This window comes from Bacillota bacterium (assembly GCA_036504675.1).
Taxonomy (GTDB): domain Bacteria; phylum Bacillota; class Sulfobacillia; order JAJYWN01; family JAJZPE01; genus DASXUT01.
Genome location: DASXUT010000061.1, coordinates 1 through 21,992, shown reverse-complemented (window position 1 = coordinate 21,992; position 21,992 = coordinate 1). Strand labels below are relative to the sequence as shown.

Below are 21,992 nucleotides of genomic sequence, written 5' to 3'. Positions count from 1 at the left end.
ATGCGCCGATGGGCTTCAGGCTTTCTTGAAAGTCAACTCGCTTGCGGCCGCGTCGAAATCGACGACGACCTTGGCCCCCTCGCCGAACTTTCCTTCCAGCATCTGCAGGGCCAGGGCATCCTGGACCTCGCGCCGGATGGCCCGTTTCAACGGCCTGGCCCCGTAGACCGGATCGAACCCGATCAACGCCAGGTGCTCGCGGGCCTTGTCGGTCAGCTCGATCCCGATACCCTTGTCGGCCAGGCGCCTCTGCAGGTGGGCGACCTGGATGTCGACGATTCTCTTGATCTGCTCCCGACCGAGGGTGTTGAAGACGACGACCTCGTCGATGCGGTTGAGGAACTCGGGGCGGAAGGCCTGCCGCAGGACTTCCATCACCCGCCGACGCATCTCGTCCTCGTTCGTCCCGGCGAGCTCGCTGATGGACTGCCCGCCCAGGTTCGAGGTCATGATGACGACGACGTTCTTGAAATCCACGGTCCGGCCGTGGCCGTCGGTCAGTCGCCCGTCGTCCAGCAATTGCAGGAGGAGGTTGAATACCTCCGAGTGGGCCTTCTCGATCTCGTCGAAGAGGACCACTGAGTATGGCCGTCGCCGGACCGCCTCGGTCAACTGCCCACCCTCGTCGTAGCCGACGTATCCGGGGGGAGCCCCGATCAGGCGGGCCACCGTGTGCCGCTCCTGGTACTCGCTCATGTCGATGCGAATCATCGCCCGCTCGTCGTCGAAGAGGAATTCGGCCAGGGCCCGGGCCAGCTCGGTCTTGCCGACACCGGTCGGGCCGAGGAAGAGGAATGACCCAATCGGCCGGTTCGGGTCGGAAAGCCCGGCCCGGGCCCGGCGGACGGCGTTGGCCACGGCCTTGAGGGCCTGATCCTGTCCGACCACCCGGCGCCCCAAGCGCTCCTCCATCTTGACCAGCTTCTGGACCTCGCCCTCCATCATCCGGGCGACCGGGATCCCGGTCCACTTAGCGACGACCTCGGCCACGTCTTCCTCATCGACCTCTTCCTTGAGCATCCGCCGCTTCTTGCCGCCGGCCGCCCCGGTCGCCCCCTGGCCAAGCTCGGCACTGGCCTGGTCAAGGTCCTTCTGAAGCTGAAGAATCGTCCCGTAGCGAAGCTCGGCCGCCTTGCCCAGATCGCCTCGGCGCTCGGCCTCCTGCTCCTGACCCTTGGCCTCTTCGATCCGCTTCTTCAGGTCGCGCAGCTTCTCGATGGCCCCCCGCTCGTTCTCCCATTGGGCCCGGAGGCCGCTGAGCCGTTCGCGGAGGTCGGCCATCTCCTTTTCGATCTTGGCCAGACGGTCGCGGGCCGACCTGTCCGACTCGGGCTCCTTGGCCAAGGCCTGGCGCTCGATCTCGAGCTGAGTCAGGTGCCGCTGGACTTCATCGACCTCGCTGGGCATCGACTCGATCTCGATGCGGAGGCGCGAAGCCGCCTCGTCGATCAGGTCGACGGCCTTGTCGGGAAGGAAGCGGTCGCTGATATAGCGGTTCGATAGCCCCGCCGCGGCTACGAGGGCCGAGTCCTTGATTTTCACCCCGTGGTGGACCTCATAGCGGTCTTTGATCCCCCGGAGGATGGCGATGGTGTCCTCGACTGACGGCTCGCCGACGTAGATCGGCTGGAAGCGCCGCTCGAGGGCGGCGTCCTTCTCGATGTGCTTGCGGTATTCGTCAAGGGTCGTCGCCCCAACCGCCCGCAGCTCGCCGCGGGCCAGGGCCGGCTTCAACATGTTCGAGGCGTCGATGGCCCCTTCCGCCGCGCCGGCGCCGACCAGGGTATGGAGTTCGTCGATGAACAGGACGATCTCTCCCTGGGCGGCCTCGATCTCCTTGAGGACGGCTTTCAGCCGGTCCTCGAATTCGCCGCGATACTTCGACCCGGCGACCAGGGCGCCGAGGTCGAGGGCCACGACCCGCTTGCCCTTGAGCGTCTCCGGCACGTCGCCGGCGATGATCCGCTGGGCCAGGCCTTCGACGATGGCCGTCTTGCCGACCCCCGGCTCGCCGATTAGGACCGGGTTGTTCTTGGTCCGTCTCGAGAGGACCTGGATCACCCGCCGAATCTCATCGTCCCGGCCGATGACCGGGTCGAGCTTCTGCTTGCGGGCCAGGTCGGTCAGGTCGCGGCTGTATTTGGCCAGGGCCTGATACTTCTGCTCGGGGTCCTGGTCGGTGACCCGCTGGGTCCCCCGCACGTCGACCATCGCCCGGTAGATGGCGCCGCGGTCGGCGCCCGCCGCCTTGAGGGCGCGCGACGCGTCGCCCGACCCTTCGGCGGCGATGCCCAGGAGGATGTGCTCGGTGCTGACATACTCGTCCTTCAGCCGCTCGGCTTCCTTGGTGGCCGCATCGAGGACCTGGATGGCCTTCGGCGACAGGTAGGCCTGCCCTTGGCCGGCCCCGTAAATCTTGGGGGTCTTCTCGAGCTCGGCTTTCAGCTGGCGCTCCAGGGCCGGCAGGTTGACCCCCAACTTCTGCAGGATCGGACGGACGGCCCCCTCCTCCTGGCCGAGCAGGACAAGGAGGATATGCTCAGGCGTGATCTCCTGCTGGTTGGTCTCGGAGACCAACTGCTGGGCCGCCTGTAGGGCCTCTTGGGACTTGACCGTGAATCGATCCAGACGCACGCCTGATCACCTCGGTGTATATGGATGAACCTGGGCCATCTCTTTGACGAGGTCTTTGGCCTTGTCCTCGAGCCCGGTCGGCAGGACAACCCGCACGCGGACGAGTTCGTCCCCGACCGGGTGCGCGCCGGAGGCCGGCAGGCCCTGGCCGCGCAGGCGAAAAACCTGTCCGGGTTGGGTTTCCGGGGGTATCTTCATGCTCGCCTTGCCCCGCATGGTCAGGACCTCCACGTCGGCGCCGAGAAGCGCCTGATAAAGGTCGACCGCGGCCTCGGTCTCGAGGTTGTCGCCCTTGGCCTGGAAGATGGGATGCGGTTGGTAGCGGATGGTCAGATACAGGTCGCCACCGCCGACCCCCTGTCCGGCCACGCGAAGTCTCTGGCCTTCGCGGATGCCGGCCGGGATCTTCACCTCCAGGCGGCGGGGGGTCCCACCCTCGCCGGTCTCGATCTGGAGCGCCCGCTGACCGCCGAAGAAGGCCTCCTCGAGGGATATCTCCAGGGGATGCTCGACATCGTTGGCGGCGAAGCCGGGCTGCTCGCCGGCAGGCCCCGGACCGCGCCAGGTCGCCCGCGGGCGCCGCGCCTTGCGCCCGGCCGCCCGCGCCCCTCCGCCCAGGAGGTCCCCCAGGCCGCCCAGGTCTGAGACCCCGCCGATATCGCCGAAGACGGTTCGGAAGAAGTCCGAGAAGTCCCCGGACTCGCCGGCGTTGGCCCACTCGACCCGCACGTTGCGGAAGCCCCCGGGGAAGCCGGGGCCGAAGCCACCCGGACCGCCAGGCCTCCCAGGTCCGGCCCCCTGACCGAAACCCCCGGCCCGAAAGGTCTTCTCCCAGTCCGGCCCGAGCTGGTCGTAGCGCGACCGCTTGGCCGGGTCCGAGAGGACCTGATAGGCCTCGTTGATCTCCTTGAACTTCTCGGTCGCTTCCCGGTCGTTCGGGTTGACGTCCGGGTGGAATTTGCGGGCCAGCCGGCGGTAGGCCGACTTGATCTCCTTGTCCGCGGCCTTCCTGTCGACGCCCAAGATGGCGTAGTAATCCTTGTATTCCATGAGCCGACCTCCGGCCGCGGCCTATCCCCGGCCCATTATTCGCCCGTCAGGCCCTCGGCTTGGCCACCCGGACCCTGGCCGGCCGGAGGACCTCGCCTTCGTAGGTGTACCCTCGCCGAATCTCGTCGGTGACGATCTCCGTGTTGATGCCGTCCTTCTCCCAGGCGGCTACGGCGTCGTGGACGGTCGGGTCGAAGGGAACCCCCTTGGCCTCGATGGGGGCGACCCCTTCCGCCGACAGGGCCGACATGAGCTGGCGGTGGATCATCTCGATCCCCGCCAAGTGCGGGTCAGCGGCCGCCGTGCCCTCTTCACGCCAGGTCTCCAGGGCCCGGTCGAGGTTGTCGATCACGTCCAGGACGTTCAGGAGCAGATCCTTCTTGCCGCGGCGGATGGTCGCCGCCAGGTCACGCTGCACCCGCTTCTGGTAGTTGTCCAGTTCGGCCCGGGCCCGCAGGAAGCGGTCGTAATTCTCGGTCGCCTCTGCTTGGGCCTTCTTCAGCTCAGCTTCGAGGTCCGGCCCGGCCTCCGGCCGGTCCGCCTTCTCTTCTTGAGAAGCCAACTATAAGCACCTCCGCTCCAGACGGAAGGCGAGGAACGAACGCGCCCCTCGCCCTCGGTGGAGTCTCGATAGACCCCGGATGGGTCTTTGCTCGACCCTCAGCCCTTATCTTCCTTCGTCTTGAACTCGGCGTCGATCACGTCGCCCTGCGGTCCGGCGGCCTTGTCGTTCGGCTCGGCCCCCGGGGCGCCGGCGCCGCTCGGGCCACCGGGCCCGCCTGTGCCGGTCGTTGAGGTCTTCTTGTAAAGCTCCTCGGCCATCTTGTGGGACGCCTGCTGCAACCGGTCCTGGGCCGACTTGATGCGCTCGGTGCCGCCGTCCTTGACCGCTTCCTTGAGCTCATTGAGGGCCGATTCGATGGCCTGCTTGTCGGTGGGTGAGAGGCGGTCCCCGATGTCCTTCAGATTCTTCTCGGTGGCGTAGATCAGGCTGTCGGCGCGGTTCTTGAGTTCGACCTCTTCCTTCCGCTTGGCATCCTCGCCGGCGTACTTCTTGGCCTCGTCGACCATCTTGTTGACCTCGTCCTTGGACAGCTGGGTCGAGGCGGTGATGGTGATCTTCTGCTCCTTCTGAGTGCCGAGGTCCTTGGCGGTGACGTTGAGGATACCATTGGCGTCGATGTCGAAGGCCACTTCGATCTGGGGGATCCCCCGCGGAGCCGGCGGGATGCCGGCCAGGTGGAAGCGGCCAAGGGTCCGGTTGTCCCGGGCGAACTCCCGCTCGCCCTGCAGGACGTGGATCTCCACGCTGGTCTGGCCGTCGGCCGCGGTGGTGAAGATCTCGCTCTTCCGGGTGGGGATGGTCGTGTTCCTCTCGATGAGCTTGGTCATCACCCCGCCGAGGGTCTCGATGCCCAGGGTCAGGGGGGTGACGTCGAGGAGGACGATGTCCTTGACCTCGCCGGCCAGCACGCCGGCCTGGATGGCGGCGCCGACGCCGACGACCTCGTCCGGGTTCACCCCGCGGTGCGGCTCCTTGCCGGTCAGCTTGCGGACCAACTCTTGGATGACCGGCATGCGGGTGGCCCCGCCGACGAGGATGATCTCGTCGAGGTCCGACTCACTCAGCTTGGCGTCCTGAATGGCCTGACGGAAGGGTTTGATCGTCCGCTCGGTGAGGTCGGCGGTGACCTCCTCGAACTTGGCCCGGGTGATCTTCTGCTCGAGGTGCTTCGGGCCGTTCTGGTCGGCGGTGATGAAGGGCAGGCTGATGGTGGTCTCAAAGACCTGGGACAGCTCGATCTTGGCCTTCTCGGCCGACTCGATCAGCCGCTGCAGGGCCTGACGGTCCTTGCGCAGGTCGATGCCGTTCTCTTTCTGGAAGTTCTCGGCCACGTAGTTGACGATCCGCTCGTCATAGTCGTCGCCGCCCAGGTGGGTATCGCCGGAGGTCGACTTGACCTCGAAGACCCCCTCCCCGACCTCGAGGACCGAGACGTCGAAGGTGCCGCCGCCGAGGTCCCAGACGAGGATGGTCTCGTTGGCCTTCTTCTCCATCCCGTAGGCCAGAGCCGCGGCGGTGGGCTCGTTGATGATTCGGAGCACCTCAAGGCCGGCGATGCGGCCGGCGTCCTTGGTCGCCTGGCGCTGCGAGTCGTTGAAGTAGGCGGGGACGGTGATGACCGCCTGGGTGATCTTCTCACCGAGGTACTTCTCGGCGTCTTCCTTCATCTTGGTCAGGATCATCGCCGAGATCTCTTCCGGGGTGAGTTCCTTCCCGGCCACCGGGACGGCCACCCGGACCTCGCTCGCGTGACCGGCCTTGACCGTATAGGGGACGCGCCGACGCTCCTCGGTGACCTCGTCGAAACGGCGGCCCATGAAGCGCTTGATCGAGAACACGGTGTTCTCCGGGTTGACCGCGGCCTGACGACGGGCCAACTGCCCGACGAGACGCTCACCGGTCTTGGTGAAGCCGACGACCGACGGCGTCAGCCGACTGCCTTCGGAATTGATGATCACCTTGGGTTGGCCGCCTTCCATGACGGCGATGACCGAGTTGGTCGTCCCCAGGTCGATTCCCACAACCTTACCCATTGTCTACCTCCTCGTGCCTAGTCTTTGTTCGAACTTCGGCGCCTCTTACTCATCTTCATCCTCGCTGCCCGGACCGAGCGGGATGATCCGCCGGACGATCGTGGTCTGGGTCTCCATCCGCAGGATGGTTCGTACCCCGGCCAGGTTGACCCGTTCCACCCGGGTGAGGTAGCAAATCCTCTGCAGGAGCAGAAGGTCGTTCTCCGAGTAGAGTCGGGTCTTCTTATCCGTCCGGGCCGGCTCCACCAGCCCCGCCCGCTCGATCATCCTCAACACCTGAGGATTCACATTGAGCAGCTTGGCGGCGACGCCGATGGTGTAGACCGGCTCATTCGGTCCGTGCAGTCTCACCGGGGATCACTCTCCATCGGGTGGTATCCAGCTTGAATTATAGAAAAGCCTTGGGAAATTGTCAATAGAACACCTCCCGCTGTCTGACAGAAAATCTATCAGTTGAGATGAAGATATCTTGGCCCGGGGCTCTAGCTAGTCATCTGCGCCTCCGGGAGCTGATATGCGCTTTCCTTGCCGGGCCGGCCGTGGTAAGATGAAGCCGTCGTTACTCCGGCCCGCGCCGGGCCAGTCTCGGAGGGAAAGCATGTTCCGGCATCGCCGTCTCCTGGCCGCCATCGTCGTCGGTATCCTGGTCGTGACGATGATCCTGTCGGTCACCCTCTACTACGCCAATCTCTAGGGCCGCCGGGACTCGTCGTCCGCTCTGGCCGGTGCGGCCCTCGCACCGGCCTTGTTCTGGCCTTCCCAGGCTCGAGATGGTTCACAATTCCGGATGGGTCTGGTATAATTGCCACAGCCCAGACCCATGGGTCTAGACCCCGGACCCATGACCACAAGGAGGCCGGAGAAGAGCTTGCTGCCAACCCCCGTTAAATTCACTGTCGTTGCCGCTTCCTCCGAGGGCGGCACCGAGTTGAACGCCTTTGATAACGCCATCCTGAAGGCTGGTATCGGTAACCTCAACCTGCTCAGGGTGTCCAGCATCCTGCCCCCCGGGGCTCGCGAGGTCGAGAGCCTCACGATCGCCCCCGGTTCGCTGGTCCCCACGGCGTTCGGGACGATCGCCTCGGAGAAGCCCGGGGAAGTGATCTCCGCCGCCATCGGCGTCGGCCTGTCGGCCGACACCTTCGGCGCGATCATGGAGTTCTCCGGCCATTGCCACAAAGAGGCCGCCGAGGCCGCCGTCAAGGCCATGGTTGAAGAGGCCTTCCAGGTCCGACAGATGCCCTTGGCCCGAGTGATCATCCGAGCCGCCGAGCACAAGGTGGAACGCTGCGGCTGCGCCTTCGCCGGGGTGGCCCTCTGGTATTGACGCGAAAGGCATAACCGGGGGCCCCTTGACGCAGAATATCTCCACCTTTGGGCGGTGGTATCGATGACCAATCGCAATGGCACCACTACCGAAGCCTACAACGGACTGATTGAACGGGCCCACGGTTTCCTGGGGGCCGGTGAAGACTACCGTCGGTCGGCGGTGGTCATCTTCGGTGCGCCCCTCGATATCACCACGAGTTACCGGCCGGGGGCGTACCTCGGCCCGAGGCGCATCCGCGAGGCCTCGACGGGGATCGAGGACTACAGCTGGGAACTAGAGCATGACCTTTCGGAGGTCCCCTTTTTCGACCTCGGCGACGCCCATCTGCCCCTTGGCAACCTGACCGCCTGCCTCGACGTCATCAGACAGATCGCTGTCAGGCTCGTCGAGGACGGCCACATCCCCCTGATGCTGGGCGGGGAGCACCTGGTCACCCTGCCGGCCGTGGAAGCCGTCGTCACCAAGTACCAGGACCTGGCCGTTCTGCATTTCGACGCCCACGCCGACCTGCGCGAAGCCTACTGCGGCGAGCGCCTGTCCCACGCCACCGTCATGAGACGGGTCGCCGAACGCCTCCGGCCCAAGTCCATCGCTCAGTTCGGCATCCGGTCCGGGATCAAAGAGGAGTTGGTCTACGCCAAGGCGAATACCCTCCTGTTTCGGGAGAGTCTCCTGCCGTCGGTCAAAGCGGCCCTGCGTGAGTTCCGGGGTCGGCCTCTCTACGTGACCTTCGACATCGACGCCTTCGACCCGGCTTACGCCCCCGGCACAGGTACGCCTGAGCCGGGAGGTTTCTCCCCGCGGGAGGTCTTTGACAGCTTCTACGCCTTGCGCGAGAGCCATCGCCGGGGAGAGGTCCGTGTGGTCGGCCTGGACCTCGTGGAAGTGGCGCCGGCCGTCGACCCGAGCGAGCGGACGGCCATCCTGGCGGCCAAGCTGATCAGGGAAGCGATCATCTGTCTGGGGCGTTAGCCCGGCATGGTCGCCGGATGAAGCGGGCGGGCGGGCCATCGGCCCGCCCTTTTCGTCGCTAACAGAGGAGGCTATCGTAGAGATGTCCAACCCGGCCGGAGCACCCCTCACTGAAAGGATCAAGAGCGACATCGTCGCCCGCCTGGAGGCGGCCGCCAAGCGAGTCGTGGCCGAAAAACTGGCGGGAGCCGCCGAAATCCCGCCGGTCTACCTCGAAGTGCCGAAGGACCGTCAGCACGGCGACTACGCCACCAACGCCGCCATGCTCTTGGCCAGGGCGGCCAAGCAGAACCCGCGCCAGTTGGCAACCTTCTTGCTTGAAGCAATTGATCTCAAGGACAGTCTGATCGACCGGGCCGAGATCGCCGGCCCCGGCTTCATCAATTTCCACCTTCGGCCCGATTGGATCTTCGAGGCCCTGCGCGAGATCGTCCGGCTGGACCGGGACTACGGGCGCAGCCAGGCCGGGGCCGGCCACAAGGTGCAGGTCGAATTCGTCAGCGCCAACCCCACCGGGCCGCTGGTGGTGGTCAACGCCCGGGCCGCCGCCTTCGGCGACGCCCTGGCCGCCTGCCTCGACCGGTCCGGCCACGAGGTCCAGCGTGAGTACTACGTCGACAACATGGGCACCCAGGTCGACACCCTGGGCAAGTCCTTTGAGCTCAGGCTGAGGGAACTCCTCGGAGAGACCATAGAGTTCCCGGAGGGCTGCTATCCCGGCGCGTACGTGATCGACATCGCCAGGGAGTTCCTCGGCCGGCGGGGCGAGGCCGAGGCTCACCGCCTCCTCGCCAACCCTGATGAACTGGCTCGCCAGCGGGAACTGGCCGCCTACGCCGTCGAGCGGATCGTCGTCACCCACAAGGACCAGCTCGACCGATACGGCGTGGGCTACGACGTCTGGTTCTCCCAGAAGAGTCTGGTCGAGACGGGGGCCACCGACAAGGCCATTGAGACCCTCCGGCGGCGGGGCCACACCTACGAGCAGGATGGGGCGGTCTGGTTCCGCTCGACCACCTTCGGCGACGACAAGGATCGGGTCCTGGTCCGTTCCAATGGCGAGCCGACCTACTTCGCCCTCGACATCGCCTACCACCAGAACAAGTTCGAGCGGGGCTTCGACAAGGTCATCAACCTCTGGGGCCCCGACCACATGAGCCACGTCGCCCGGATGATGGCCATGATCGAAGCCCTCGGCTACCCGGCCGGCTCCCTGGAGATCCTGATCGTCCAATGGGTGCGGCTCCTCTCCGGCGGGCAACTGGTCAAGATGTCCAAGCGGGCCGGCGAATTCGTGACCATGGAGGAGCTCCTCGACGAGGTCGGCACGGACGCCGCGCGCTTCTTCTTCCTGATGCGGGCGGCCTCCAGCCACCTGGACTTCGACCTTGACCTGGCCAAGCTGAAGACGGCCGATAACCCGGTCTTCTACGTCCAATACGCCCATGCCCGCATCTCCAGCCTGCTCCGGCAGGCCGCTCAGGAGGGGCTCGCCCCGCGGGCCGACGCCTCGGTCGACCTGACCAGGCTGCAGGATCCGAGTGAGTCCGAACTCCTGCGGAAACTGGCCTTCCTGCCCGAGGAAATCGCCGGGGCGGCCCTGGCCCGCGAGCCGCACCGGCTCACCCGCTACGTGCTGGACCTGGCCGCCCTGTTCCACAAGTTCTATGATTCCTGCCGGGTCCTGGGGGCCGAGCCGGAGGTCCGCGATGCCCGCCTGGTCCTGGTCGACGCCACCCGGATCGTCCTCCGGAACGCCCTGGGACTCGTGGGGGTAAGCGCGCCCGAACGGATGTAGGCCTAAAGTCACACCAGACGACGAGACCAGAGGGAGGGAACGACATGCCCACTACCCTTGACCCCTTTGGCTGCTACCGAGTGATCGACCCCCCCGGCTCCCTTCCCCAGGCGGCCAAGAAGATCGACGGCACGCCAAAGCCCCGGGCCAACGAGGTCCTCATCGACGTCCAGACCCTCAACATCGACGCCGCCAGCTTCACCCAGATCAAGAAGGCCTGCGGCGGAGACGAGAAGAAGATGGGCCAGATGATCGTGGAGATCGTCGCCGACCGCGGCAAGATGCAGAACCCGGTCACCGGGTCCGGCGGGATGCTGTTGGGAACGGTGGCCGAGGTCGGGCCGGCCCTGGCGGCCAAGTTCGCCGACGGCACCAAGGCCCCGGCCCTGGCCCCCGGCGACCGTCTGGCCACCCTGGTCTCTCTGTCCCTGACCCCGCTGACGATCAAGCGGATCAAGCGGATCAATCTTGACACCGATCAGGTCGATATTGAGGGTAGGGCCATCCTCTTCGAGAGCGGCATCTACGCCAAGCTCCCCAAGGACCTCCCGGACCGGCTGTCCCTGGCCGTTCTCGACGTGGCCGGGGCCCCGGCCCAAACGGCCAAGCTGGTCCGTCCGGGCGACGTCGTCTTCGTCATCGGCGCGGGGGGCAAGTCCGGCCTACTCTGTCTATATGAGGCCAAGAAGCGGGCCGGCGTCACCGGCAAGGTCATCGGCCTTGGGCATAGCCAGGCAAGCTACGATCGGATGGTCGAGTCCGGCTTCGTCGACGTCCCCCTTATCGGGGACGCCACCAAGCCCGTGGAAATCCTCCAGAAAGTCGCCGAGGCCACCGGCGGGCGTCTGGCCGACCTGACCATCAACTGCGTCAATATCCCCGGCACGGAGATGTCGTCCATCCTGCCCACCCGCGACAACGGGCTGGTCTACTTCTTCTCCATGGCCACCAGCTTCACCGCCGCGGCCCTAGGGGCCGAAGGGGTCGGCAAGGACGTCAACATGATCATCGGCAACGGCTACACCGCCGGCCACGCCGAGATCGCCCTCGAGCTGATGCGGGAGTCGCCCAAGCTGCGGGCGATGTTCGAGAAGATGTTCGTCAACTAGGAGCTAGGAGTGGGACCCATGGCCGAGGAACCCAGGAAAGACAGGACCCTGCCGACGGCCCGGCCGACGCAGGTTTACCATAGGCGGGACTACCACGACATCCCCCTGTGGAGCCGAGTCTCGAAAGACGACTGGAACGACTGGCACTGGCAGATCAGGAATCGCCTCACCACGGTCGACCAGTTGAAGAAGGTCGTCAGGCTGACCCCGGAGGAGGAAGAGGGGGCCCACAGCTGCCTCGCCAGCCTGCGGATGGCGATCACCCCCTACTACGCCTCCCTGATCGACCCGAACGACCCGGACGACCCGATCCGCCGCCAGGCCGTCCCAACCTCTCTCGAGCTGAAGCACACCGCCTGGGAGAGCCCGGACCCGCTGAGCGAGGACGCCGACGCCCCGGTGCCCGGCCTCACCCACCGTTACCCCGATCGGGTCCTCTTCCTCATCACCGACCAGTGCTCGATGTACTGCCGCCACTGCACCCGGCGGCGCTTCGCCGGGGTCAACGACCGACCCCGGACCAAGCGGGAGATCGATGCGGGCCTGGCCTACATCCGCCGGACCCCGGTCGTCCGCGACGTCCTCCTTTCCGGCGGGGATGCCCTGGTCTATGAGGAAGACAAGCTCGAATACATTCTGAAGGAACTGCGCTCCGTCCCACACGTGGAGATTATCCGGATCGGTTCACGGACCCCCGTGGTCCTGCCGATGCGGATCACCGAGCCCCTCGCCCAGATGCTCCGCAAGTACCACCCAGTCTGGTTGAACACCCACTTCAACACCCCCCGGGAGGTCACCCCGGAATCCCGCGCCGCCTGCGAGCGGTTGGTCGACGCCGGCGTCCCCGTCGGCAACCAGAGCGTCCTACTGCGTGGGGTGAACGACTGCCCGGAGGTCATGAAGCGGCTCGTCCACGAACTGGTCAGGATGCGGGTCCGCCCGTACTACGTCTACCAGTGCGACCTCTCCTGGGGACTCGAGCACTTCCGCACCCCGGTGGCCAAGGGCATCGAGATCATCGAGGCCCTCCGCGGCCACACCAGCGGCCTGGCCGTCCCGACCTACGTCGTCGACGCGCCGGGCGGCGGCGGCAAGATCCCCGTCGGCCCGCAGTACCTCATCTCCCAAGGTGAGGGAGCCGTAGTCCTCCGCAACTACGAAGGGGTCATCTCGGTCTACCCCGAGCCCGAACCCCGGGTCGACCACGCCGAGATCTGCCCGCTCTGCCACACCAAGCACGAAAGGACCACCGGCGTGGCCGCCCTGATGACCGGCCAGATGAAGACCCTCAGCATTGAGCCCAAGGGTCTCGAACGGTTCAAGCGAAGGCCCAAGAAGCAGAGCCCCAAAGGCAGGACTGAGCGAAAATGACCCTTATCGACCTGATCCGCAAGGGGAATTACCAGTCCGTCTCCGTCGTCGGCATGGCCAAGAACGTCGGCAAGACGGTGACCCTCAACCGCCTCGTCGACGAGGCCAACGCGCGCGGGGTCTTCCTCGGTATGACCTCATCAGGACGGGACGGCGAGCGGGTCGACGAGATCACCCGCCTGCCCAAGCCGGCCATCAAGGCCGGCCAGGGCAACCTGGTGGCCACCGTCGACAGCGCGATAGAACAGAGCCAGGCCGACCTGGAGCTGGCCGAAGGCACCCCGTTCGTGACCCAGCTCGGCCGGGTCCTCATCCTCCGGGTCCTCAAACCAGGCAACGTCCTCCTGGTCGGCCCGGACACGGCCCACCAGCTCCATGAGGTCTGCCAGACCATGCGCCGTCACGGGGCCCAGTTGGTCCTGGTGGACGGGGCCTTCGACCGGGTGGCCACCGCCGCCCCGGCCATCACCCAGGCGGCCATTCTGGCCACCGGGGCCGCCCTCGGCCCGTCGATGGCCCAGACGGTCGCCCGCACCCGGACCACCGTCGAACTGTTCAACTTGAAGCGGACCCGGGACGCCCGCCTGGAGCAGGTGGCCAAGGAAGTCATCAACGCCCGGAAGTACGCGGTCATCAACGACCGTTACGAACCACAGTTCCTCGACATCAAAACCGCCCTCGACCAATCCGGGGCCATCCTCGCGTCCATCGGCGAAGAGGCCAAGGCGGTGGCCTTCGGAGGGGCCCTCCCCGGCAGCCTCGTCAAGGAGCTGACCGACCGGCCCAAGCTCCTGACGAAGGTCGAGCTGATCGTGTCCGACGGGACCAAGGTCTTCGTCGAGCACGGGGGGTGGAAGAAGTTCGTCGCCGCCGGAGGCCGCGTCCGGGTGCTCAGCCCGATCAACCTCCTGGCGGTCACGGTCAACCCGTATTCCCCCGTCGGCCCCTCGTACCAGCCCCGCGAGTTCCTCGATCGAGTCGGGGCCGCGGTCGCTCCCTTGCCAACCTACGATTTGGTCTTGGGCGAGGCTGTCAACGTCCGGCCGGGTAGCATCTAGCTGGCTTCCCTGCCCTCGGCCTCGACGGAGAATGGCCATCACGCCCGAAGTGGGAGGTCGTTGCTTAGCGCCTGGCAGATTAGAGAGAAAGGGGACAAGAGCAAGATGGGAGAGGTACTCCTTGAACTGGATGAAGACCTCATCCTGAGGGCCCGGAAGGCGGCCCGGCGGATCACCGCGGACATCCAAAAATTCATTGCCGTCCACACGACGACGACCACCGAACGGACCGTCGCCCGGCTGTTCGGGATCGACGGGGTGGACGAGGACGATGTCCCCCTCCCCAATGTCGTCGTGGAGAACATCCAGAAAGACGGCGGCCTTGGGCGCGGTGCCGCCTTCTGGCTTGGAAACGCGGTCCACTACTTCGGCTATGACGTCCAACAAGTGTCCGAAGCCGTGGCCCGTGGGTCCATCGATCTGTGCAAGGTGCCGGTCAAGGCCGAGGACGAGGCCCGTAAGGTGGCTGAGGACTTGGCCAGAGAGGCCGCAGCCCGGATCGCCGCCCGGCGGGCCGAGCGCGAGGCCTGCGTCGACCGGCTGGGCATGGGCCGCGAGCCCTACCTCTACGTCATCGTCGCCTCCGGGAACATCTACGAGGATGTCGTTCAGGCCACGGCGGCCGTCCGCCAGGGGGCGGACATCATCGCCGTCATCCGGCACACCGCCCAGAGCCTCCTCGACTATGTCCCCTACCATGCGACCAGCGGCGGTTTCGGCGGCACCTACGCCACCCAAGAGAACTTCCGGATCATGCGGAAGGCCCTCGACGAGGTGGCCGAGGAGGTCCACCGTTACCCGCGGCTGGTCAACTATGCCTCCGGCCTGTGCATGCCGGAGATCGCCGCCATGGGGGCCCTCGAGCGGCTGGACATGATGCTCAACGACTCGATGTACGGGATCCTCTTCCGCGACATCAACATGAAGCGGACCTTCATCGATCAGTCCTTCTCCCGGATGATCAACGCCTTTGCCGGCATCGTCATCAACACCGGCGAGGACAACTATCTGACCACCGACGACCCGGTCGAGGCCGCCCACACCGTCCTGGCCTCTCAGTTCATCAACGAGCAGTTCGCCCTGAGGGCTGGGCTGCCGCCGAAGCAGATCGGGCTCGGCCACGTCTTCGCCATCTTCCCGGAGGTCGAGGACGGTCTCCTCTATTCGCTGGCCCAGGCCCAGATGACCCGGCAGATCTTCCCCGACTGCCTCCTCAAGTACATGCCGCCGACCAAGCACATCACCGGCAACATCTTCAAGAGCTACGCCGAGCACGTGATGTTTAATCTGGTCTCGGTGGCCACCGGCCAGGGCATCCAGCTCCTCGGGATGCTCACCGAGGCCATCCACACCCCCTTCCTCCACGACCGATTCCTGGCCATCGACAACGCCAAGTACGTCTTCAACTTTGCCCGGCACCTGGGCGAGGAGATCAATTACAAGAAGGACGGCCGGGTCCAACGGTACACGGCCGACATCCTCTGGCGGGCCACGACCATGCTCGAAGAGATCCAGCAGATCGGCCTGATGACGGCCTTGGAGCGCGGCCTGTTCGCTCGGGTCAAGCGGCCGCAGACCGGCGGGAAAGGGGCCGACGGAGTGGTCCCTAAGAGCCCCGACTACTTCAACCCCTTCCCCAGGTTGATGCTGCCGGCCGAACTCCAGGACCAGTTCCAAGGGGGTGAGGCCGAATGACCGCGATCCTCTCGAAGACCCGCTCCGACCGGACCGAGGTGGCCAAGGTCGACCTGACCGACCTCCGCCCCTACGGCGACGCCATGAACGACGGGGCCGTGCAGGTCAGCTTCACCCTCCCCCTGGAAGCCGGCGAGGTGGCCGTCGAGGCGGCCAAGGCCATCGCCCGCCGGATGAGCCTCGAAGAACCTCAGGTCGTCCACTCCGAAAACCTGACCAACGGCTTCACCTTCTTCATAGTCTATGGCAAGCTCCCCTTAGGAATCGACGCGAAGCGGATCGACGTCCCCAAGGTCCAGGTCGAGACGATGGATTTCGACCAGATAAACTCGTTCATCCGGGACAAGATAGGACGCAAGGTCATCGTCGTCGGAGCCTCGACCGGAACCGATGCCCACACGCTGGGCCTGGACGCGATCATGAACATGAAGGGTTACGCCGGGAGTTACGGGCTCGAGCGTTACCCGGAGATCGCCGCGGTCAACATGGGCAGCCAGGTCCCCAACGAGACGCTGGTGGCCAAGGCCATCGAGCTGGGGGCCGACGCCATCCTCGTCTCCCAGACGGTGACCCAGAAGAACATCCACGTCAAGAACCTGACCGAACTGGTCGAACTCCTCGAGGCGGAGGACCTGCGCGACCGGGTCATCCTGGTCTGCGGAGGCCCCCGGATCACCCACGAACTGGCCGTCGAGCTCGGCTACGACGCCGGCTTCGGGCCCGGGACCCTACCCCCGATGGTCGCCTCGTACCTGGCCCAGGAAATCGTCAAACGCGGCCTCGCCAGGAAGGAATAGGCCGGTCGGACGTGGAATGAAGCGGCCGGTCCGGGGATGAATGAACCGACCCCTCGCTGGGTATCGATTTCTTTCGACAACTCCCGTTCGGCAGGAAGGGAAAAAGTGGGAGGGAAGCGAATAGGAAAGCGAGTTTTTTCCCCGGAGGCTTGTTTACCTGGACACAGAGGTGAACTAAATGGCCATCGCACAGGGTAAGGAGTTGGACCCAGAGACCAGCCCGGTAGAACTGGCTTACCGCATCCTCCTCCAAAGCGGCCAGCCCATGTACTACAAGGACCTCATCGACGAGGTCGTCAAGGTCAAGACCCTGTCGCCGGCCTTTGCCGCCAGGGGTCTGAACCCGACCCGGCTGATGGCGGAGATCCACACCGAGATCAACATGGACAACCGTTTTCAGCACCTCGGCAAGGGTCTTTGGGGACTGCGCCGCTGGGCTCCGAAACAAGTCCCGACCAAGGCCACCCCCCTTATCACCAGCCTGCGGCCCCGCCGCGACGACGCCTATCACCGCGACGAGGCCGGCGATGAACCACACGATGAGATCGATGCCCTGAGAATTGAGGGCGAAGAGGACAATGGGTGGGATCAGGAGCCGGAGGGGGAGGCCTAGACGCCGCACCTCTCCGGCCAGAAAGAGAATCGTCCTGAGACGAACGAGGCCGGCAGTATACGGCCTTGTTCTCATTGTTGCCCTGGCTCTGGGGGTCTGGGCGGCGGTCACCCACCGGCTACCTGGGTTCGGCCCGTACACCCTGTACGTGGACGACATCGTCATCGGCCAGTCCCACTCGGCCCTTGGTCGCTACCGGGTACCCCTGCGGCCGCTGTCCGAGGCGGCCGGGATCTATGCCCAATGGGACGTGGCTTCCGGCCGGGTCAGCATCGGCGGCCGGGCGGTGGCTGTGCGTTACGTCGGCGGCCAGGCCATGACCGACCTGGTGACCCTGGCCAGGCAGCTCAAGCTGACCTACAAAGTGACCCACGACCGTCGCGAAGTCCGCGCCTACAGCGGGCACCCTCTGCTGCCGCTCGTTCCCAGAGAGGCCCGGCCGACCCAGGTTTACATGGACGGCGCCCTGCTGACCGAGAAGTCCGTTGAGCTCCCGGCCGGAGTCGGGCAGGCCGGCGAGGCCGGCGGGTCGGCCCTGACCCCGACCCCTCGGGTCCTGTCGTCCATCCGGGTCCTCGCCCCGGCCCTCGGGGCCACTCACGGCCGGGGGCCGCAGGGGGAGGTCCTCTTTGACGGACAGCCCATCCAGGCTTACAACAGCAGCGGTGCCATCTATGTCCCGGTCGGGCAGGCCTGCTCGCGGAAAGGGGTCAGCTTCACAACGATCGGCCTCGGCCGCTACCTGATTAACAGCGGCGCGCCCGTGCTCGTGGTCAGGGGCGGAGACCGGCCCGAGGAGTTCAAGTCCGTTGCCATCAAAGACAAGCTCGTCGCCCTGACCTTCGATGACGAGTTGGTCCCGGAAACCCAGCAGCTTCTGGATATACTTGAGGAGAAGAAAGCCCCGGCCACATTCTTCGTCACCGGCCGCAGCCTGGCCTGGCAGTCGGCGATGGCCAGGCGGGTGGTGGCCGACGGCTTCGAATTCGGGAACCATACCTACGACCACACCCTGCTGAACCAGATCGGCGACATCGATGAAGTCAGGGCCCAGATCCTGGGGACCCGCCGGGCGGTCTTCGCCGTCACCGGTCAGAGCAGCGAGCTCTTCCGGCCCCCCGGCGGGATCCTAACCCGCGATGGTAAGAAGGCAATCGCCGGGTCGGGGCAGAAGTTAATCCTCTGGTCGGTCAGCGTCGGGGATTATGAACCCGGCAAGAAGCCGGAGACCATCATCCGCGGCGTTCTCAAGGGGGCCAAGCCCGGGGGTATCATCCTGCTCCACAATGCCCCCGCCGCCACCATCGCCGCCCTTCCGGCGATTGTCGACGGCCTCCGGGCCGCCGGCTACCGACTGGTCACCGTGTCTGAGCTCCTGGCCGCTTCGGCCAATCAAGGTGGAGGTGAGACCAGATGAAGATCCGCTGGTTAGGACATTCCTGTTTCCTTCTGACGGCCGACGACGGGACGAAGATCGTCACCGATCCCTTCAATGAGACCGTCGGTTACCTGCCTCCGACCGTCTCGGCCGATTACATCACGGTCAGCCACGACCATTTCGACCACAATTCCGTCCGTTCCATCGACGGCAAGCCCAAGATCGTCAAGACCGCCGGTGAGCACAAGACCGGCAAGCACAAGGTGACCGGCATCGAAAGCTTTCACGACTCTTCGATGGGCGCAAAGCGTGGCCCCAACCTCATCTTCCTCTTCGAGATCGACGGCCTACGCCTGGTCCACCTCGGGGATCTCGGCCACCTCCTGACGGAAAAACAGGTCGAGGAAATCGGGCGAGTTGACATCCTCCTCATCCCGGTCGGCGGGACCTACACCATCGATGGGGCCGAGGCCGTCGAGGTTGTCCACCAGTTGAATCCGAAACTGGTAATCCCGATGCACTTCAAGACTGACGTCCTGGCTATCCCGCTGGCCCCCGTCGACGATTTCCTGAAGGCGGCCAGATTGCTTCATCGCAAGCTCGGCCCGAGCACCGAGGTCCTGCCGGGCAACCTGCCGCTGAAGACCGAGATCACCGTCCTCGCCTACGCCTGAGGCGGAGAGCGGTGACCGGCGCCTCGACGAGCCTCCCCCTAACGCCGAGGCCGAAGCCACCCATCCAGCCTAATAGAGCCGGAAACGTACAGCCTGTCCCCTTGACACGCTTTTAAGCCACCCGGTACAATGAGATGGGCGAAGGGGGATTGTCGATGACTAAGTTCATCTTTGTGACCGGAGGCGTGGTCTCCGGCCTCGGCAAGGGCATTACCGCAGCGAGCCTGGGCAGGCTGCTGAAGAACCGAGGCCTCAGAGTCAGCGTCCTGAAAGTCGACCCGTACATCAACGTCGACCCCGGCACGATGAGCCCCCTCCAGCACGGGGAGGTCTTCGTCACCGACGACGGCGCTGAGACAGACCTCGACCTCGGTCACTATGAACGGTTCATCGACGTCAGCCTCGCCAAGTCCAACAACATAACGACTGGACAGATCTACGGCTCCGTCATCGCTAAAGAACGACGGGGCGATTTTCTTGGTGGGACGGTTCAGGTCATCCCCCACATCACCAACGAGATCAAGGACCGGATCCAAAGGGTCGGGCGAGAACCCGAGGTCGACGTGGTCATCGTCGAGATCGGCGGGACCGTCGGCGACATCGAAAGCCTGCCATACCTCGAAGCCATCCGCCAGATGAGGACCAACATCGGCCGGGACCGGGTCATGTACATCCACGTGACCTTGGTCCCCTTCATTGATGCCTCCGGCGAGCAGAAGACCAAACCCACCCAGCATTCGGTGAAGGAGCTCCGGAGCATCGGTATCCAGCCAGACGTCATCGTCGCCCGGACGTCCCATCCCCTCTCCAAGGATCTCAAGGAAAAGATCGCCCTCTTCTGCGACACCGCCGCCGATGCCGTCGTCGAGAACGTCGACGCCCCGTCGATCTACTCCGTGCCCCTCCTCCTCGAAGAGGAAGGCCTGGACGATCTGGTCGTGAGGCGCCTCGGCCTCAACGCCAAAGACTCTGACATGACCGAGTGGCGACAGCTTGTCGCCAAGATCGAGAATCCGACCCACGAGGTCAGCATCGCCCTCGTCGGGAAGTACGTCGCCCTCCACGACGCCTATCTCAGTGTGGCCGAAGCCCTCTATCATGCCGGCATTACCAGTGACTGCCGGGTCAAGATCACCTGGGTCGACTCGGAGAGCCTCGAGCCAGAGCCAGAGGGGGAGCAAGGCCAAGACGGGGAGCGCGGACGGAACGGGGATCGGGCCCGGAACGGCGAGCGCGGCCGACCCGTCGAGCGCGACGGCCTGACGTTGCTGGCCGAGGCCGATGGCATCCTGGTCCCCGGCGGCTTTGGCGGCCGGGGGATCGAGGGCAAGATCACCGCGGCTCGCTACGCCCGCGAGAACAAGGTGCCTTTCCTCGGAATCTGCCTCGGGATGCAGTGCGCGGTCATCGAGTTGGCCCGCCACGTGGCCGGCCTCGACGGAGCCAACAGCACCGAGTTCGACCTGGCCACCCCGCACCCGGTGATCGATATCATGCCCGAGCAGAAGGACATCTCCGATAAGGGCGGGACGATGCGGCTTGGACAATACCCGTGCCTGATCAAGCCGGGCACGAAGACCTACGAAGCTTACGGCGAGCTGATGATCAACGAGCGGCACCGCCACCGCTTCGAGTTCAACAACGACTACCGCGGGCCGCTCAGCGACGCCGGCCTCATCCTCTCCGGAGTCTCGCCCGACGACCGGCTGGTCGAGATTATCGAACTCAAGGACCACCCGTGGTTCATCGGGACCCAGTTCCACATGGAGTTCAAGTCCCGGCCCAATCGTCCGCACCCGCTGTTCCGGGACTTCATCCGGGCCGCCCTGGCCAGGAAGCAAGGGTGGAAGGCTGGGCAGGGGAACGGGGAAGGCCGGGAAGCCCTGGGCAATGGCGGCGGGAATGGCCGGGCCGAGAGGGACGGCCGGCGCCAGCGGATGATGGAGGAAGTCAGGCAGGGGTAGGGGGAGGGCCATCGGGGAACGCCCCGGGCCGGCCGCCCTGGTAATGGAAACAACAAGGAGCGCTCTGTGGCGCTCCTTTGCTGTCCCGTTCCATCTTGCTTGATGCTTCAACCGCTAGCTAGCCTTGGTCTACTTGCCCGGGAGGACAACGTTGCAGCGCGGGGGCCACGGTTCACTCGCAGGATCGGCGAGAACAGGGGTCGCGACCAGGGTCAACACCAAGACGACCAGGACCAAGACGGCTCCCAGCCTCTTGAGGATGCTCTTCATTCGCTGTCCCCTCCTTTCACCCAAGTCATTAGCAGCTTTTCTGCTGGCCGAAGTTCGACAGCCGCCCCATGGTTGCGGAAGATCATGATTGCCTTCCGCAGACTCTGGATGGCTTTCTTGTTCTGCCCCTGCGACCAAAACCACTCCGCATCAAGCATGGTCACCCTGCCCATTTCCACGAGACTCTTTGATTGGACAGCATAGTCACCAGCCCTTTCGCGGGCCTGGAAAAACCCATCGATGGCCCCCAAGCGTAAATGAGTTTTGGCCAGCTCCTGATAGGTCTTACACAAGATCGCAGAGTCAACCGGAAGATTCCCAGCTAGGACTGACTGCAGGACCTTCAGGGATAGATCGTGACGGCTCATCGCGTTATAGATACAGGCAATGTTGAGCTTGGCAGCGAACCGTAGCGATTCGTTCCCCATGGACTCAAAGATCGACAGGGCTTTTTCAGTAGAGTCAAGGGCTTTTTCCTGATCGCCCTGCTGATAGTAATTCAGACCCAGACCCATATGGCCGTAACCTACTTGCAGAACGTTATTCTCCTGCATAGAGAGCTTTAGGTAAAGCCGATAGTATTTGTCGGCTTGGTTGAGCGCCCATAGATTGCGATAGATTTTAGCCAAGATGCCCCAATAGGGTGCCTTTCGCCGGGAGTCATCCCTCCTCAAAGAACGA

The 21,992-nt window shown here is 65.0% G+C and carries 19 protein-coding genes; 12 read left to right on the top strand and 7 right to left on the bottom strand.

Features of this window, described 5'->3' with window-relative positions:
- Positions 1-15: 15 nt before the first annotated feature.
- The 5 genes from clpB to VGL40_04450 all read right to left on the bottom strand — a co-directional run bounded on the left by clpB (position 16) and on the right by VGL40_04450 (position 6,633).
- On the bottom strand, positions 16-2,634 hold the full coding sequence (gene clpB / locus VGL40_04470) for an ATP-dependent chaperone ClpB (protein ID HEY3314520.1): 2,619 nt from the start codon (positions 2,632-2,634) through the stop codon (positions 16-18).
- Between the two features lie 6 nt (positions 2,635-2,640).
- Positions 2,641-3,684, bottom strand: a complete 1,044-nt coding sequence (locus VGL40_04465) for a DnaJ C-terminal domain-containing protein (GenBank protein HEY3314519.1) — start codon at positions 3,682-3,684, stop codon at positions 2,641-2,643.
- A gap of 46 nt (positions 3,685-3,730) precedes the next feature.
- Positions 3,731-4,246, bottom strand: coding sequence for a nucleotide exchange factor GrpE (locus VGL40_04460; protein HEY3314518.1), 516 nt, complete (start codon positions 4,244-4,246; stop codon positions 3,731-3,733).
- 98 nt (positions 4,247-4,344) lie between these two features.
- Positions 4,345-6,282 carry a molecular chaperone DnaK gene (gene dnaK, locus VGL40_04455; GenBank protein HEY3314517.1) on the bottom strand — a complete coding sequence of 646 codons (1,938 nt, stop codon included), beginning with the start codon at positions 6,280-6,282 and terminating at the stop codon, positions 4,345-4,347.
- Positions 6,283-6,327: 45 nt separating this feature from the next.
- Positions 6,328-6,633, bottom strand: a complete 306-nt coding sequence (locus tag VGL40_04450; protein ID HEY3314516.1) for a MerR family transcriptional regulator — start codon at positions 6,631-6,633, stop codon at positions 6,328-6,330.
- A gap of 517 nt (positions 6,634-7,150) precedes the next feature.
- Between VGL40_04450 and VGL40_04445 the strand changes: the two genes are divergently transcribed.
- From VGL40_04445 to VGL40_04390, 12 genes are all read left to right on the top strand, one after another.
- Positions 7,151-7,609, top strand: a complete 459-nt coding sequence (locus tag VGL40_04445; GenBank protein ID HEY3314515.1) for an arginine decarboxylase, pyruvoyl-dependent — start codon at positions 7,151-7,153, stop codon at positions 7,607-7,609.
- Between the two features lie 63 nt (positions 7,610-7,672).
- Complete coding sequence (gene speB, locus VGL40_04440) at positions 7,673-8,584, top strand: agmatinase (GenBank protein HEY3314514.1); 912 nt, start codon at positions 7,673-7,675, stop codon at positions 8,582-8,584.
- Between the two features lie 82 nt (positions 8,585-8,666).
- The gene (gene argS / locus VGL40_04435; protein HEY3314513.1) at positions 8,667-10,382 is read left to right on the top strand and encodes an arginine--tRNA ligase; all 1,716 of its coding nucleotides are present in this window, start codon (positions 8,667-8,669) and stop codon (positions 10,380-10,382) included.
- A 44-nt stretch (positions 10,383-10,426) separates the two neighbouring features.
- On the top strand, positions 10,427-11,491 hold the full coding sequence (locus VGL40_04430) for an L-erythro-3,5-diaminohexanoate dehydrogenase (GenBank protein HEY3314512.1): 1,065 nt from the start codon (positions 10,427-10,429) through the stop codon (positions 11,489-11,491).
- Between the two features lie 18 nt (positions 11,492-11,509).
- Positions 11,510-12,862: a lysine 2,3-aminomutase gene (ablA, locus tag VGL40_04425; GenBank protein HEY3314511.1), complete on the top strand. Its 1,353-nt coding sequence runs from the start codon at positions 11,510-11,512 to the stop codon at positions 12,860-12,862.
- A complete protein-coding gene (locus VGL40_04420; GenBank protein HEY3314510.1) occupies positions 12,859-13,920 on the top strand; it encodes a hypothetical protein in 1,062 nt (353 codons plus the stop codon). The genes ablA and VGL40_04420 overlap by 4 nt, the downstream gene beginning before the upstream one ends.
- A gap of 105 nt (positions 13,921-14,025) precedes the next feature.
- Positions 14,026-15,615 carry a lysine 5,6-aminomutase subunit alpha gene (locus VGL40_04415; protein ID HEY3314509.1) on the top strand — a complete coding sequence of 530 codons (1,590 nt, stop codon included), beginning with the start codon at positions 14,026-14,028 and terminating at the stop codon, positions 15,613-15,615.
- On the top strand, positions 15,612-16,412 hold the full coding sequence (locus tag VGL40_04410; protein ID HEY3314508.1) for an OAM dimerization domain-containing protein: 801 nt from the start codon (positions 15,612-15,614) through the stop codon (positions 16,410-16,412). Before VGL40_04415 ends, VGL40_04410 begins: the two co-directional genes overlap by 4 nt.
- A 178-nt stretch (positions 16,413-16,590) precedes the next feature.
- A complete protein-coding gene (gene rpoE, locus VGL40_04405) occupies positions 16,591-17,025 on the top strand; it encodes a DNA-directed RNA polymerase subunit delta (protein ID HEY3314507.1) in 435 nt (144 codons plus the stop codon).
- Positions 16,991-18,442, top strand: coding sequence for a polysaccharide deacetylase family protein (locus VGL40_04400; protein HEY3314506.1), 1,452 nt, complete (start codon positions 16,991-16,993; stop codon positions 18,440-18,442). Before rpoE ends, VGL40_04400 begins: the two co-directional genes overlap by 35 nt.
- The gene (locus VGL40_04395) at positions 18,439-19,077 is read left to right on the top strand and encodes an MBL fold metallo-hydrolase (GenBank protein HEY3314505.1); all 639 of its coding nucleotides are present in this window, start codon (positions 18,439-18,441) and stop codon (positions 19,075-19,077) included. Before VGL40_04400 ends, VGL40_04395 begins: the two co-directional genes overlap by 4 nt.
- Positions 19,078-19,232: 155 nt before the next feature.
- The gene (locus tag VGL40_04390) at positions 19,233-21,041 is read left to right on the top strand and encodes a CTP synthase (protein HEY3314504.1); all 1,809 of its coding nucleotides are present in this window, start codon (positions 19,233-19,235) and stop codon (positions 21,039-21,041) included.
- A 129-nt stretch (positions 21,042-21,170) separates the two neighbouring features.
- On the opposite strand, the gene VGL40_04385 is transcribed toward VGL40_04390, so the two are convergent.
- Both VGL40_04385 and VGL40_04380 read right to left on the bottom strand, forming a co-directional pair.
- Entirely contained in the window at positions 21,171-21,311 is a 141-nt protein-coding gene (locus VGL40_04385) for a hypothetical protein (GenBank protein HEY3314503.1), read from the bottom strand.
- The coding region (locus tag VGL40_04380) for a tetratricopeptide repeat protein (GenBank protein ID HEY3314502.1) at positions 21,308-21,992 on the bottom strand (685 nt) is incomplete at its 5' end. The genes VGL40_04380 and VGL40_04385, both read right to left, overlap by 4 nt.

Excerpts from the sequence above, each read along its gene's own strand:
- argS (HEY3314513.1), top strand. The coding sequence starts at position 8,667 with ATGTCCAACCCGGCCGGAGCACCCCTCACTGAAAGGATCAAGAGCGAC.
- VGL40_04385 (HEY3314503.1), bottom strand. The coding sequence starts at position 21,311 with ATGAAGAGCATCCTCAAGAGGCTGGGAGCCGTCTTGGTCCTGGTCGTC.
- VGL40_04415 (HEY3314509.1), top strand. The coding sequence starts at position 14,026 with ATGGGAGAGGTACTCCTTGAACTGGATGAAGACCTCATCCTGAGGGCC.
- dnaK (HEY3314517.1), bottom strand. The coding sequence starts at position 6,282 with ATGGGTAAGGTTGTGGGAATCGACCTGGGGACGACCAACTCGGTCATC.
- VGL40_04430 (HEY3314512.1), top strand. The coding sequence starts at position 10,427 with ATGCCCACTACCCTTGACCCCTTTGGCTGCTACCGAGTGATCGACCCC.
- ablA (HEY3314511.1), top strand. The coding sequence starts at position 11,510 with ATGGCCGAGGAACCCAGGAAAGACAGGACCCTGCCGACGGCCCGGCCG.
- VGL40_04420 (HEY3314510.1), top strand. The coding sequence starts at position 12,859 with ATGACCCTTATCGACCTGATCCGCAAGGGGAATTACCAGTCCGTCTCC.
- VGL40_04410 (HEY3314508.1), top strand. The coding sequence starts at position 15,612 with ATGACCGCGATCCTCTCGAAGACCCGCTCCGACCGGACCGAGGTGGCC.
- rpoE (HEY3314507.1), top strand. The coding sequence starts at position 16,591 with ATGGCCATCGCACAGGGTAAGGAGTTGGACCCAGAGACCAGCCCGGTA.
- speB (HEY3314514.1), top strand. The coding sequence starts at position 7,673 with ATGACCAATCGCAATGGCACCACTACCGAAGCCTACAACGGACTGATT.
- VGL40_04400 (HEY3314506.1), top strand. The coding sequence starts at position 16,991 with ATGGGTGGGATCAGGAGCCGGAGGGGGAGGCCTAGACGCCGCACCTCT.
- VGL40_04465 (HEY3314519.1), bottom strand. The coding sequence starts at position 3,684 with ATGGAATACAAGGATTACTACGCCATCTTGGGCGTCGACAGGAAGGCC.
- VGL40_04395 (HEY3314505.1), top strand. The coding sequence starts at position 18,439 with ATGAAGATCCGCTGGTTAGGACATTCCTGTTTCCTTCTGACGGCCGAC.
- VGL40_04390 (HEY3314504.1), top strand. The coding sequence starts at position 19,233 with ATGACTAAGTTCATCTTTGTGACCGGAGGCGTGGTCTCCGGCCTCGGC.